7 protein-coding genes and 2 rRNA genes are annotated in these 14,852 nt (G+C 51.5%); 3 read left to right on the forward strand and 6 right to left on the reverse strand.

All coding sequences use genetic code 11. The features are described from left to right. Window positions 1-10: 10 nt before the first annotated feature. Window positions 11-2,915: ribosomal RNA gene (locus tag HMJ29_RS18405) — 23S ribosomal RNA — on the reverse strand. 211 nt (window positions 2,916-3,126) lie between these two features. Then, a 16S ribosomal RNA gene (locus tag HMJ29_RS18410) occupies window positions 3,127-4,641 on the reverse strand. Together the 16S and 23S rRNA genes form the textbook arrangement of a ribosomal RNA operon. A 1,296-nt stretch (window positions 4,642-5,937) precedes the next feature. On the opposite strand from HMJ29_RS18410, the gene mtaB reads away from it, so the two are divergent. Then, window positions 5,938-7,278 carry a tRNA (N(6)-L-threonylcarbamoyladenosine(37)-C(2))-methylthiotransferase MtaB gene (gene mtaB, locus HMJ29_RS18415; protein WP_244679054.1) on the forward strand — a complete coding sequence of 447 codons (1,341 nt, stop codon included), beginning with the start codon at window positions 5,938-5,940 and terminating at the stop codon, window positions 7,276-7,278. Window positions 7,279-7,392: 114 nt separating this feature from the next. On the opposite strand, the gene HMJ29_RS18420 is transcribed toward mtaB, so the two are convergent. Beyond that, on the reverse strand, window positions 7,393-7,995 hold the full coding sequence (locus HMJ29_RS18420) for a hypothetical protein (protein WP_171592867.1): 603 nt from the start codon (window positions 7,993-7,995) through the stop codon (window positions 7,393-7,395). 747 nt (window positions 7,996-8,742) lie between these two features. Continuing rightward, window positions 8,743-9,981 (reverse strand): ABC transporter permease, encoded by a 1,239-nt coding sequence (locus HMJ29_RS18425; RefSeq protein ID WP_171592868.1) that lies wholly within the window; start codon window positions 9,979-9,981, stop codon window positions 8,743-8,745. 232 nt (window positions 9,982-10,213) lie between these two features. On the opposite strand from HMJ29_RS18425, the gene HMJ29_RS18430 reads away from it, so the two are divergent. Continuing rightward, a complete protein-coding gene (locus tag HMJ29_RS18430) occupies window positions 10,214-11,488 on the forward strand; it encodes an asparagine synthetase B (RefSeq protein ID WP_216634069.1) in 1,275 nt (424 codons plus the stop codon). Window positions 11,489-11,557: 69 nt separating this feature from the next. Here HMJ29_RS18430 and HMJ29_RS18435 read toward each other — a convergent pair whose 3' ends face one another. Next, window positions 11,558-12,019: a hypothetical protein gene (locus tag HMJ29_RS18435; RefSeq protein ID WP_171592869.1), complete on the reverse strand. Its 462-nt coding sequence runs from the start codon at window positions 12,017-12,019 to the stop codon at window positions 11,558-11,560. Between the two features lie 253 nt (window positions 12,020-12,272). Here HMJ29_RS18435 and HMJ29_RS18440 point away from each other — a divergent pair, with 253 nt between their 5' ends. Beyond that, window positions 12,273-14,153: a glycoside hydrolase family 2 protein gene (locus tag HMJ29_RS18440; RefSeq protein ID WP_171592870.1), complete on the forward strand. Its 1,881-nt coding sequence runs from the start codon at window positions 12,273-12,275 to the stop codon at window positions 14,151-14,153. Window positions 14,154-14,241: 88 nt separating this feature from the next. On the opposite strand, the gene HMJ29_RS18445 is transcribed toward HMJ29_RS18440, so the two are convergent. Further along, a complete protein-coding gene (locus HMJ29_RS18445) occupies window positions 14,242-14,850 on the reverse strand; it encodes a MiaE family protein (protein ID WP_171592871.1) in 609 nt (202 codons plus the stop codon). Between the last annotated feature and the right edge of the window lie 2 nt (window positions 14,851-14,852).

Genomic DNA, 14,852 nt, shown 5'->3' on the forward strand with positions numbered 1-14,852 from the left:
GAGCTTGTTTCCACAGAAGTGTTCGAGTCATTAGTACGGCTCGGCTGTGCCATTTCGGGCTCTACACCTACCGCCTATCTACGTGGTGGTCTCCCACGACTCTTCGTATATCGGAAATCTCATCTTGAGGTGAGTTTCGCACTTAGATGCTTTCAGCGCTTATCTCATCCCAGCGTCGCTACCCGGCGCTGCAGCTGGCGCCACAACCGGTGCACGAGCGGCTAGTCCAACTCGGTCCTCTCGTACTAAAGTCAGGTCCTCTCAAATTTCCAACGCCCACCACAGATAGGGACCGAACTGTCTCACGACGTTCTGAACCCAGCTCGCGTGCCACTTTAATCGGCGAACAGCCGAACCCTTGGGACCTTCTCCAGCCCCAGGACGTGACGAGCCGACATCGAGGTGCCAAACCTCCCCGTCGATATGAGCTCTTGGGGGAGATCAGCCTGTTATCCCCGGCGTACCTTTTATCCTTTGAGCGATGGCCCTTCCATGCGGAACCACCGGATCACTATATCCGTCTTTCGACCCTGCTCGGCTGGTCAGCCTCACAGTCAAGCCCACTTCTGCTATTGCGCTCTACGTACGGTTACCAAGCGTACTGAGTGGACCTTTGAAAGCCTCCGATACATTTTTGGAGGCGACCACCCCAGTCAAACTACCCAGCAGACACTGTTTCCGTTGCCAGATTAGGTGCCAAACAACACAAGGGTGGTATTTCAACGTTGACTCCCCCAGACCTGGCGGCCCGGGTTCACAGTCTCCCACCTATCCTACACATGTGTTGTCCAGCAGCAATGTCAACCTATAGTAAAGGTGCACGGGGTCTTTCCGTCCCGTGGCGGGTACTCGGCATCTTCACCGAGACTACAATTTCACCGAGCTCACGGCTGAGACAGCGCCCAGATCGTTACACCATTCGTGCAGGTCGGAACTTACCCGACAAGGAATTTCGCTACCTTAGGACCGTTATAGTTACGGCCGCCGTTTACCGGGGCTTCGATTCAAACCTTCGCTTGCGCTAAGTTCCCCTCTTAACCTTCCGGCACCGGGCAGGTGTCAGACCTTATACTTCCGCTTACGCGTTCGCAAAGTCATGTGTTTTTGTTAAACAGTCGCCTGGGCCTTTTCACTGCGGCTTCTTGCATTGCTGCAAGGAAGCGTCCCTTCTCCCGAAGTTACAGGACCATTTTGCCGAGTTCCTTGGCCGTGATTCACTCGAGCGCCTCAGGATCCTCTCCTTGACTACCTGTGTCGGTTTGCGGTACGGGTTATTCAGCAGTAAACGCTTAGCAGGTTTTCTTGGCAGTCTGATTAGGATGACTATCCCATTGGCCGAAGCCGCTAGGTACTATCACGTTTCAGCTAACTCGGCGGATTTGCCTACCAAGTCAATACCTACACGCTTCAACGGGCACTTCCGTCCGCCCGCGCATCTTTCACTTCTGCGTCACTGCATCACTCCACTGAATAAGTGCGGGAATATCAACCCGCTGTCCATCGACGTAGCCTCTCGGCCTAGCCTTAGGTCCCGACTAACCCTGCTCCGATTAGCGTTGAGCAGGAAACCTTAGTCTATCGGCGAGGGGGTTTCTCACCCCCTTTATCGTTACTCATGCCTACATTTGCTTTTCCAGCCGCTCCAGCAAGTCTGACAACTCACCTTCACCGCTGCTGGAATGCTCCCCTACCACTTACGCATAGCGTAAATCCATCGCTTCGGTACCGGACTTGATGCCCGCGTATTATCGATGCCCTCTCGCTCGACCAGTGAGCTGTTACGCACTCTTTAAAGGAATGGCTGCTTCCAAGCCAACCTCCTGGCTGTCAAAGCAAGTGGACCTCCTTTGTTCAACTTAGTCCGAATTTAGGGACCTTAGCGGATGGTCTGGGTTCTTTCCCTCTCGGCATGGGACCTTAGCACCCCACGCCTCACTGCCGAGTATATCAACGGGCATTCGGAGTTCGTCAGGATTCGGTAGGCTGTGACACCCCCTAGTCCTATCGGTAGCTCTACCTCCCGCTGACTCCACCTCGACGCTGTACCTAAATACATTTCGGGGAGTACGAGCTATTTCTCAGTTTGATTGGCCTTTCACCCCTACCCTCAAGTCATCCAAATCCTTTTCAACGGAAACTGGTTCGGACCTCCAGTTGGTGTTACCCAACCTTCATCCTGCTCAAGGGTAGATCACAAAGTTTCGCGTCTACCCCCTCTGACTCTGCGCCCTGTTCAGACTCGCTTTCGCTGCGGCTCCATGTGTTCACACATTTAACCTTGCCAGAGAGGAGTAACTCGTAGGCTCATTATGCAAAAGGCACGCCGTCACCCCACTCAAGGGCTCCGACCGCTTGTAAGCACACGGTTTCAGGTTCTTTTCACTCCGGTATTCCCGGTTCTTTTCACCTTTCCCTCACGGTACTAGTTCACTATCGGTCTCGCAGGAGTATGTAGCCTTAGCGGATGGTGCCGCTGGATTCAGACGGGGTTTCTCCGGCCCCGCCCTACTCAGGAATCCTCTACCGTACTCTAGCAGTTCGTCTACCGGACTCTCACCGTCTATGGTTGACTTTCCCACGTCATTCGACTAAGCTAGAATAATCAGTTGTTGAGGTCCTACAACCCCGGACTGGCCGTAACCAACCCGGTTTGGGCTCCTCCCCGTTCGCTCGCCACTACTAGGGGAATCATATGTTATTTTCTTTTCCTCCGGGTACTTAGATGTTTCAGTTCCCCGGGTTTGCCTCTATCCCTTTATGGGTAGATCACTAGTCTTCAACTAGCGGGGTTGCCCCATTCGGAAATCTCTGGATCAGTTGGTATGTGCCCATCCCCAGAGCTTATCGCAGCTTATCGCGTCCTTCTTCGCCTCTGCGAGCCTAGGCATCCTCCGTGTGCCCTTGCTTACTTCTGTTAGGTTCAGCCCGTGGGCTGAACGCTCCGTGTCAGCCTATAAATAAGCAGACACTTCTTTTTCTCTCTCGTTTCACTACGTCAAAGAACATGTACTCTTCTCGTTTGAAGAGTATAGCTTGAATAAAAGGAAAGACAGTACGGGAAGGTACTTCATTAAGCGTATCGAGTAACGAGCCACTCAGCGGCGTCGACGAGTCGAAGGGCTCCAGAAAGGAGGTGATCCAGCCGCACCTTCCGGTACGGCTACCTTGTTACGACTTAGCCCCAGTTACTTGTTCTACCCTAACTGGCTTCTGTGACGAGCACCAGCTTCAGGTCTACCAAACTTCCATGGCTTGACGGGCGGTGTGTACAAGGCCCGGGAACGTATTCACCGCGTCATTGCTGATACGCGATTACTAGTGATTCCAGCTTCACGAAGTCGAGTTGCAGACTTCGATCCGAACTGAGAACGGCTTTGTGAGATTGGCATCACATCACTGTGTAGCGACCCTCTGTACCGTCCATTGTAGCACGTGTGTAGCCCTAGGCGTAAGGGCCATGATGACCTGACGTCGTCCCCGCCTTCCTCACTGCTTGCGCAGGCAGTCCAGTTAGAGTCCCCAGCTTAACCTGATGGCAACTAACTGTAGGGGTTGCGCTCGTTGCGGGACTTAACCCAACACCTCACGGCACGAGCTGACGACGGCCATGCAGCACCTTGCTTTGTGTCCCGAAGGAAAGGCTCATCTCTGAACCGGTCACGCGCATTCTAGCCTAGGTAAGGTTCCTCGCGTATCATCGAATTAAACCACATGCTCCACCACTTGTGCGGGCCCCCGTCAATTCCTTTGAGTTTCACTCTTGCGAGCGTACTCCCCAGGTGGGATACTTACCGCTTTCGCTAAGCCAGTGACTGTCTATCGCCACCAGCGAGTATCCATCGTTTACGGCGTGGACTACCAGGGTATCTAATCCTGTTCGCTCCCCACGCTTTCGTGCCTCAGTGTCAGGTGTAGCCTAGTCAGCTGCCTACGCAATCGGGGTTCTAGAAGGTATCTATGCATTTCACCGCTACACCTTCTATTCCGCCAACCTCGTCTACCCTCAAGCCCGTCAGTATCCAGGGCAGTTCCACAGTTGAGCTGTGGGCTTTCACCCCGGACTTAACGGGCCACCTACGCACCCTTTAAACCCAATAAATCCGGACAACGCTTGCACCCTCCGTATTACCGCGGCTGCTGGCACGGAGTTAGCCGGTGCTTATTCCTCAGGTACCGTCAGTGTGTCTCGCAAGACCGTTTTCTTCCCTGAGAAAAGCCGTTTACAACCCAGAAGGCCTTCATCCGGCACGCGGCATGGCTGGGTCAGGCTCTCGCCCATTGCCCAATATTCCCTACTGCTGCCTCCCGTAGGAGTCTGGCCCGTATCTCAGTGCCAGTGTGGGGGATCAGCCTCTCAGCTCCCCTAGACATCGTCGCCTTGGTGGGCCCTTACCCCGCCAACTAGCTAATGTCACGCAACCCCATCCTTGACCAATAAATCTTTACTAGTTATCTGATGCCAGATTGCTAGTTTATGCGGTATTAATCCGCCTTTCGGCGGGCTATCCCCCAGTCAAGGGCAGGTTGGTTACGCGTTACGCACCCGTGCGCCACTAGTGGTATTGCTACCACCCGTTCGACTTGCATGTATTAGGCCTGCCGCTAGCGTTCATCCTGAGCCAGGATCAAACTCTCCATTGTATAAATTACTTAGCACCTGCCGAAGCAGGGCCGATGTCGAGTGCCATCTCCGACTCGTTGTTTGACGAGCTGTATGTGTATTCGTTTCTTCTCTACGCTTATGAGTCCTTATTATTGACCCCGTGTTTCCACTGGGTCAACACCCATATTGTCTTTCCAATCATTCAAAGAACGTCTGCCCCTTCCTATTGAAGAAGCGTCGTGACTACCCTATTAGTAGTCGGGGTAAGCTACACTGCCAGCGCTTCCAGGCGAAGCGGGTGGCAAAGGTACTCACTCTATTTTGTTTGGCCAAATGCTGAAGTGAAAAAAACTTTCTCACTTTTCGGTTGACTCAGGCGCTTCCAGTTGAAGCGGGCTGCAAAGATACGCTGCTCTTTTCCTCTTTTCCAAGTCCGAAAGCAAAAAAAATCTTTTCACTTTCTTCGTTTCCCGCGTCCTGAGCCCCTTTTGGGTCGTAAGCGGGGTGCAAAGGTAACAGGAGTTTCTGAACTAGCAAGCAAGCGAAGAAAAACTTTTTTTTCGACTCGACTGCTGGGGCGCTTCCAGCTGAAGCGGGCTGCAAAGGTAGGCCGAGTCTCTCCGCTTTTCCTAGCGCTTACCGCAACTTTCTTTTCGCTCTGTCCGTAGCCCGCCTCCGTCCGATTTGGGTGGGCAAAAGTCCGGGTTCTGCTTCGCTTTTGCAAGCCTGGCGGAGAAACTTTCAGGAGCTTTGTTGAAAGGCCCCTCCCCGGGCTCTTCCCGTTGGCTGGGGCAGAACGACTTATGTGAGTTGGTTAGTTCACGCAAGAATATAAAATATCGATAAGTGCCCAGCTTATTGTCAGAACCTATAAAACTATGCTCTGGTGCTGGAGCATACGCACTACTTTAGAGACAAGGCTAGCGGCACTAGCCTTATGCAGGTATCAAGAATTACTAGAGTTGATAGGTCTTGGGGCTGCAGGATGCTAGTTCTCAGCAACCCATCCGAACTTATTACACCGCATGAATAATATGGTCGTGAATAGTGGCGTAGAGGCATAAGTATAATGAATACCAGCCCTCGTTGAGGTAAACTGGCTCGTGGCTGTACCTAATAGGCTCTTTTTGGAGCATAATAGCAGGCGCTTTATAAAAGTAGAAATTCAGTACTACTGGCTTTGCAGTGTTAACTTTGTGTAGGCGAAAGCTAAGCGAGTGTAGTCTCTAGTACTCCTTATATAATAGGAGTGATGAACCTGAATCAATAACTGTCGCTTACTAAAGAGGTTTAGCCTATTTCGCTAGGCAATGGGTAAGGAGACAGTAGTAAATATGGAAAAGAGGAAAGTTGCCTTTTATACGTTGGGCTGCAAGCTGAATTTCTCTGAGACTTCAGCCATAGGCCGGCAGTTTGAAGAGTATGGCTTCGAGAAAGCGGCCTTTGAGGAGGCTGCGGATATATACGTCATCAACACGTGCTCTGTAACGGACCACGCTGACCGCAAGTGCCGCAAGGTGGTGAGGGAAGCACTCAAGCACAATCCTGAGGCGTTTGTAGCTATAGTAGGTTGCTATGCTCAGCTTAAGCCACAAGAAATTGCTGAGATTCCGGGCGTTCATGCCGTGTTAGGTGCCGCCGAAAAATTCCAGTTAGTAGAAACATTGGCTGGATTTCAAAAGCCCGCTGCCGGTGAACCGGGCAGAGTATTTGCCTCTCCTATTAGTGAGGCCACGGAATTTCATGCGGCTCACAGCTATGGTGACCGTACCCGCACTTTCTTGAAGGTGCAAGATGGTTGTGATTACTCCTGCTCATTCTGCACTATTCCGCTGGCTCGTGGTAATAGCCGCTCCGACTCAGTGCAGAGCGTAGTAGAGCGCGTGCAGAAGCTGGCCGAGTCTGGAGTGAAGGAGATTGTGCTGACGGGCGTTAACCTGGGCGACTTTGGTTTACAAGGGCCAGAGCGTGAGCGACGGGAAAACTTCTTCGACTTAGTGCAGGCGCTTGATGAAGTAGAAGGAATCGAGCGGTTTCGCATCAGCAGCTGTGAACCTAACCTGCTATCCGACGAGATAATCAGGTTTGTGGCGCGATCTAAGCGGTTTATGCCGCACTTCCACATCCCTCTGCAATCAGGATCCAATAAGATTCTGGGACTTATGCGCCGCCGTTACCGCCGCGAGCTATATATGGAGCGGGTGAAGCTTATTAAGGAGGTTATGCCTCATGCTTGCATTGGAGTAGATGTAATTGTAGGCTTTCCGGGAGAAACAGAACAGGAGTTCCTGATTACTTATCAGTTCTTAAATGAACTAGATGTTAGTTATTTGCACGTTTTTCCTTATTCAGAGCGCGAAAACACGTTGGCGCCTACTCTACCGGGCCGTGTTCAGGACCGCCATAGGCATGAGCGTACCACTCAGTTGCGCAGCCTATCAGAAAAGAAGAAGCGGTATTTCTATGAGCAACATACAGGCCTAGAAACTACTGTCCTTTTTGAGGATGACGTGACTAATGGCCAGATGGAGGGCTTCACACCTAACTACATCCGCGTAACGGCTAAATATGATCCGTTGTTAGTCGGAGAACTAAAGCACTTGCGCTTAAGTAGTGTTAATTTTCAGAACTTAATGGAGGCGGAAGAACTAGGTATTGAGGTCTTTCAACACTAAGCCCAACATATTCTTCACAAATACTACGCCCCGTATCCTATCATAAGGGTACGGGGCGTAGTATTTGTTGCTATAGAGGTAACTCAAGTAAAAGAGCTGGGATTAGACGGCAAATCACCGGCTCAACTGGCGTTGCATTAAGTCCATCATCTGTTGCATGAGTCGCTGTTGATCCTGCAGATGTTGGTTGCGCAATTCAGCCATAGCAAGTTGGTGAGCCATTTGTTGCGTGTAAAGAGCAGTTTGCCAACTTGTATCTGGCGACGAAGGCACTGTAAGTGATGCAGTTTCAGGAGCCTGAACTTCAGGAGGAGCAGTAACCGGGGCAACAGGCGCAGAAATTGATGGCTTGGTATTAGGTATTGCATCAGAAATAGCAAAAGCAGGAATAGCGGACGGAACAGGGATGGAAGCACTAGCTATAGGCTTTTGCTCAGTTGCACCGTCCTTGTTAGTGAGGCCTACATCACTGCTATCTTTTTTGATATCATCATATAGCATAGGACCTTGACCTTGCAGCAACCAATCTTTCGACACATTTGGGTACACTTCAAAAACTTTACACAAAAGGTCAAACCCGGGCTTATTACGCTCATCAACGAGATGCTGTATTACTGTGGCCGTCTTGTCAAGAGAAGTAGCAAACGCATTTTTAGATATTCCCAGATAAGATATCAATTGCAGAAAGCGTTGCCCAACTGTTGTAGCTTCATTCATACCCAAATGTATAAAAACAATTCGAGTCGCAATGCATCTTATTTAAGCAAGCATATGGTTTAAACTACTCATCAACGTATCGCAATAGATATAGATATTTAAGCAACCATTGATGATGTAATCAGCACAGATGAATTTTCAAGGGATAAGTTCAATTCTCTAAATCATATCGCTCACATTACTGTGCATGAAGCTTAGACTATAACACTTCTCACTTTGGCTTGCTGACTGTTCACATAATACGGTAGCAACGCCGAGATCAACACGCGGGAATTTCAGCTCAAAAGCTGTGCGTAATATGGCACGAGGCAATAAGTATGCGCGTCAAGCAACACACTTGGCTATGAAAAGGCTTAAGCATTAGTTGCCATTAGGCACGGTTCGACTGGGAATTAGACCAGGGGCTAGGTAGCACTTGTTAAAACCAGTCTACCTGATTCTGCCAACCTATGATGAAAGTAGTAGAAATAGCAATACACTGAGATTATTCGCTACAACAGGCAAGAGCTATTACCTCAACCCAACTAAGCAGTCAGGAGAGGGAATAAATCCTGTTCATACAACCTAATTCATCAACTATATAGCACATCTATTCAGTCTGCTACTGGCCAGCAAACGCTTGTACACCTCCTTATACTTGAAAATGCTACGCTGTTCTAGAGGCCTAGCAAGCCATGTTCAAGCACCAGTTTGCGTACTAAAAAGTATACGCTAAGTCTTTACCCTTGAATATCCCCGTGAGCTGCGCTACTCATAACGTAACGATTCAATTGGATCGAGGCCGGCGGCTTTACTGGCAGGATAATATCCGGAGATGAGGCCTACAGTTACGCAGATTACCAGGCCTACCGTCATCCACAGCCACGGCACAATAAACGCGCCGCTGCCTACAAGCGCAGACACGCCATTCCCCATACCTACGCCCAGGACTATGCCCAAAGTGCCCCCCATCACGCAGATGACAATGGCCTCGATGAGAAACTGCTGACGAATTTGTACTGACGTAGCACCTAGTGCCTTGCGAATCCCGATTTCGCGGGTACGTTCCGTTACAGATACCATCATGATATTCATGAGGGCAATGCTGGCACCTAGCAGTGTAATAAAACCAACCAAAAACCCGCCGATCCGGAGGTTGCCCGAGAGCGAATCTAGCTTGCCGGCTAATGAGTCACTCCGCTCCAGCTCAAAGCTTTCCTCCTGGCCTAGCGCATCGTGCCGCACAGAACGCATGATGCCGGTAGCTTCTCCCGTGATGTAGTTGAGCATAGAGGGGTTAAGGGTGGCAGTCTTGATGTCGTAGGTGAGGGCGCGCTGTCGTGGGAGTTGATTACCAGTTTCCAGGGGAATGAGCACGAGACGGTCGGCACCTCCCCCACCCATGGTGCTACCGCTTTTCTCTAACTGGCCTACCACCAAAAACCGGCGGCCTAGCATATAAATGTATTTATCGAGTGGGCTCTGATTAGGAAAGAGCTTGTCTTTCACCTCAGCACCAACAATAGCTACGTTGGTGCCGTTTTCCAGTTCAGTGTTAGAAAAGGAACGACCTCCCGACAGGTTGTAGTTTTGAATGAGCAGGTAGTTTTCGTCGCCGGCAACTACTTGCATGTTGGGATTTGTTTTCTCACCATTGGCCTTCACCTCTACGGTACCAGCAATAAAGGTGGAAATGCCCACTTTGGCTTCCTCACCAATCTGGCGCTTGTACTGCCGGGCCTGCAGGTAGGTAATGGCCGGATATGTTTTCTGTTGCACTCCCCCACGACGCGACCTATTGTTGTAGCCTTTAGCTTTAATCTCAAACGAGTTGGCCCCCAAGCTGGCAAACGTTTGGTTCAGAGATGCCTTTATTGCATCAATAGCCGTAAGAATTCCTACCAACGACATGATACCAATGCTCACGATAAGTGCCGTCAGGACGGTGCGCAGGAGGTTACTATTAATAGAGCGGAACGCTTCTTTGATATTTTCCAGCAGATGCATAGCAACGATAGCAAGTGGTTGGGCCAAGGGCCGCTGCCTTATCCAATTGGTTGGGCCAGGGCAACTATGTGGCAGTAGGCAGCCCCGCAAGGTAGCCGGTTTGTGCTAAACTCCCAGTCGGTTTCGTTACCTTTAAGTTAAGACGTGACTCTACTGGCTTAGTCATTGCTCATTGGGAAGCCAAGTAATTCTATTACTGCAGCTTGCCCTCATTGTTTACATCAGAATTCCTATGCTACGCTCGCGTTTGTTTGCGGTATTGCTGCTGGCAGGCTATTTTGGCCTGCCAGCAGTAACCAGCGCCAACCATATACTCATCCCGATGGATGCTACCCAGAAGGAGCACCTGAAGGCGTACGGAGTGGCCTACTGGCTTCTGGGCAAGCAGGTAGAAGTAGATTGGCTACTTAATTACCAGGGGGGCTCTTTTGCCTGTGACGTAGTGCCGGGCGCAGAAAATGAGCTGGCGGTACGGGGGGTCACCTATCAGGTTATCAGCGAGGCGCAGTACACGAGCATCCTTTCTGAAATAGCCGACCCGAACGCCAATATGGATGTAATGAAGCTGGAAAAGGTGCCCAAGATTGCGGTGTACACTCCTAAAGGCAAGCAGCCTTGGGATGACGCCGTAACCATGGTGCTTACCTACGCTGAAATTCCTTACACCCAGATTTACGATGACGAGGTATTGCGCGGCGACCTGCCGAAGTATGATTGGTTGCACCTGCACCACGAAGACTTCACGGGGGAATACGGCAAATTTTACCGTAACTACCGCTTCCGGCCCTGGTATCAGCAGCAGCAACGCGATGCTGAGGCCACAGCCAAGCGCAACGGTTTTGCGAAGGTGAGCCAGATGAAGGGAGCTGTAACGGTTAAAATGCAGGAATTTATTGCTGGTGGCGGCTTTATGTTTGCCATGTGCTCTGCCACCGACTCATATGATATTGCCCTGGCAGGCCTAGGCGTGGATATGGTGGCCGAAATGTATGATGGCGACCCCGCTGACCCCCAGGCCCAGCAGAAGCTCAATTACAACCGCACTTTGGCCTTCCAAAACTTTAGGTTAGAGCGCGACCCACTGGAGTACGAATATTCTAACATCGACATGCAACCCGCTGAACGAGGTGTGTACGAGGACAACGACTATTTCCAGCTCTTCACTTTCTCAGCAAAGTACGATCCGGTCCCGACCATGCTCACGCAAAACCATGAGCGTACTATTAAAGGATTTATGGGTCAGACCACGGCGTTCCGCAAGTCGCTCATCAAGCCTGATGTCGTTACGATGGGTGAGAACAAGGCCTCGGGCGAGGTGCGCTACATGCACGGCACTCTGGGCAAAGGCACCTGGACATTTTACGGTGGCCACGACCCTGAGGACTATCAGCACTTAGTGGAAGAGGAACCCACTGACTTGGCCTTACACCCCAACTCACCTGGCTACCGCTTGATTTTAAATAACATTCTGTTTCCAGCCGCGAAAAAGAAGAAACAGAAAACCTAGGCCACTCTCCAGTAGCCGGTCATTAAAAAAAGCCCCAACTGCATATAGTTGGGGCTTTTTTGTGAACTGCTATTTAGAAAGCTGAATAATCTGGCGGGGCATTTCCGGCAGGTCGGTTGTCTTTTCCGGATCCATATCCATAGTCAACTCCACCATAACGGGTTGGCCTTTAGCTACACCATACGCAATGAGCTCATAGGTCATGCCAGATTCAGTTGGGTAGCTCACGCGAAACCCTTTGGCGGGCTGGCCCATAATCATACACTCCAGCGCCTGGCGCTCGGTGTGTTTGTGTTTCTTTTCAATCTGCCGTACAAATTGCTCCGGAAAGTCTGTGAGCATTTTGTAGTCTAGGTACATCCAGGTCAGCTGGTAGCCCTCGCAGCGCACACTGTACTTTGAGTCGGGGGCGCAGGCGGTGGGCGCAGTGAAATCAGTACCGCAGAAGTTAATGGTGTTGACAGGTGTGGCTGCCTGCCCAACGGCCAATGCTGGAGCGCTAAGCAGAAAGAGAAGTAGCAGTTTTTTCATCGAAAGCACGGGTAAGCACGCCTGCTAATATAGCAAGGTATTGCTAGTGTGGCGTATACCTCTGCGCAATATCCCTGTTGTAAGCTCTACTAGGCTGCTTATGCTACAGCATTTTAGATGTTGTCAGCGGCTTGATTATCCAATAGCTCAAGAAATACGTTAACATCTGAAACCACCGTAGGCCACTGCTCCAGACAACGTTAGCAGGCCTACTCCCCTATCCCAGGATACCGTCACGAAAGCCTTGCTCTGCATGAACGCTGATCATCCCAACTATGGCTTATCAACTAGCACATCCGAACATGTGCCAGCTGCTGAGCCCATAGCCAACCCCCTGCCCCGCGCTGTATTGCGCATGAACAATTACTTACTGCTTGACGGTGAGTGGCGCTTTGCAGTTGACAACGAAGACGTTGGCATTGCGCAAGACTGGGCCCTAGGCCACACCTATGAGCAAACCGCCCAATGGCCAGGCTCAGTAGAAGAACATATTGCGGAGGCGAAGGGACTTTGCACACCCACTAGCTGGCATGATAAAGTAGTGGTATGGTATGAACGGGAGTTTACCCTACCAGACTTCGACCAACAAGAGGCCCGGTCAATGCTCCAGATCACGTTTGGGGCATGCGGCTATGAAACACGCGTATGGCTTAATGGCACGCTGCTCAGCACCATTGAGGGCGAGGAAGTACACTACGGGGAGTACACGTCTTTCTCCTACGAGCTACCGGAGGAACTCTTGCACGTAAACAACCGCCTCACAGTGCGTATTGCTGATACCATGGACGCGGAAACGCCACGTGGTAAGCAGGAGTCTCATGTATACAAGCGGGGCGGCATCTGGTACCAGACCTACACGGGAGCAGTGCGTAGCGTGTGGCTGGAGATGGTGGAGCGCAACCGCCTCCGTTCCCGGGTGGGCGTGGTAAGTATTGTGGAAGACCATCTGGTCCGCTTTAACTTAACCCTGCGCATTCACGATCCGGGGGCCTATACCATACGCATTAGGGTGTGTGAGCGGGGGGCTGAGCCCGGATCTGCTCCGCTGGCTGCTTCTGATTTTCCGCTGCAGCTGCCAGCCGGGCAAACGCACCAGCGCGTGGTGCTGGAGGTTCCGGATGCCCGGCTGTGGTCACCGGAATCACCGCAATTGTACCGCCTGGAGGCTCAGTTAATTGATGCTGAAGGATATGAGGCAAAAATTGAAGCTCACTTCGGGTTGCGGAAGATTGAAGCCCGAGGTCGATTCATTTATCTCAACAACGAGCCCACTTATTTAGATGGTATTTTGTACCAGCCAGGTACGGCCACCTATGAGGAAACCAAGCGCCACATGTACGCCATGAAGGAGCTGGGCTGCAACTTGGTAAGGGTGCATATTGCGGGCGTTGACCCAAGGATTTATAACCTGGCCGATAGGCTAGGCCTCCTGCTGTGGGTGGAAGTACCCAGCCCGCATAGCTCCACGGCCCGCAGCCGGGCCAACCACCGCGCTGAGCTGCTCCGGATGGTGGAGCTGATTGAGACCCACCCTTCGGTAGTAATCTGGAGCTTATACAACGAAGACTGGGGCGCGCAGGACATTGCGACCAACAAAGAAACGCGCCAGTATATTGTTGATATGTACCACTATATGCAGATCAAGTATCCGCAGTTTCTGGTGGTAGATAACGATGGCTGGCACCATATTTCCTGGGAGGGTCGTTTGAAGTCAGATTTGCTCACGGCTCACCTGTATACCCCAGACTTAGGCCGCTGGCGGGAATTGCTGGACCGTTTGGTGCAAGGGGAAATGGAGGGTACTGCGGCCTTCCCTCTTGTGGTTGGCGACCCATTTTTCTACCGGCGGCAGGTGCCATTGCTCGTGAGCGAGTGGGGTGGGTTCGGCTTCCCTGATTACGGCGGCCCCCAGGATGCAGAAGCACGAGCTGCTAATATCCGTGCTTACAAACAAGAGCTCCGGCAGCGTGATATTGCCGGCGACGTGTACACCCAAGCCACCAATATTGAGGATGAGCGCAACGGACTGCTGGATTTCCAAACGGGTGAGTTAAGCGTACCAGCCGGGCTTCTCAACTCCCGGCAGCAGCAAGAAGTAACCCCAACTGGCCTGGTAGGCCAGCCGGCAAACTAAACCGCTTCTCCTAATACCACGTCGGCCCCGGACCTGCCCTATGAACTAGATGCAGAGCCGGGGCCGACGTGGTATTAGGAGAAGCGGTTTAGTGCATTCGGTCGTCGCGAACGGGCAGATTAGTTACAATGTCGCCCTCAATCTTGAGTAATTCCTGCAGGCGTATTTCCACCTCCTTGGGGTCGCAATATTCTTTAGCAAGATCAACGTAACTCACGAAGTGGCCTGCTTCTGACACCATCAGCTCATAATAAAACTTTGATAGCTCGGGGTCTGGAATGTGCTTCCACAAAAGCTTGAACCGCTCGCAGCTACGAGCTTCTATCAGAGCACTTACCAGCAGCGTATCCATCAACTGCCGCTCACGAGCCCCACCCTTCCGGATATGGGTCATGAGCTGCACCACGTACTCATCGCGCCGGGGCTTGCCCAACTCATGACCGCGCTTGCGGAGCTCCAGTAATACCCGCTCAAAGTGCGCCCATTCTTCAGCAACCAGAAGCGTGAGCTCATCTACCAGGCGGGTTTTCTCGGGGTACTTAACTATTAGGCTGATGCCCGTACTGGCGGCCTTCTGCTCGCAATACGCATGGTCGACGAGAATGTCTTCGATGTTCTTGCTGGCAATATCAACCCACCGCGGATCGGTGTTTAGCTTCAGCTTCAGAATGGTTTTTTCTTTTCCTTCAGGTTGCATGG

It is taken from the genome of Hymenobacter taeanensis (assembly GCF_013137895.1).
GTDB classification, from domain to species: Bacteria; Bacteroidota; Bacteroidia; order Cytophagales; family Hymenobacteraceae; genus Hymenobacter; species Hymenobacter taeanensis.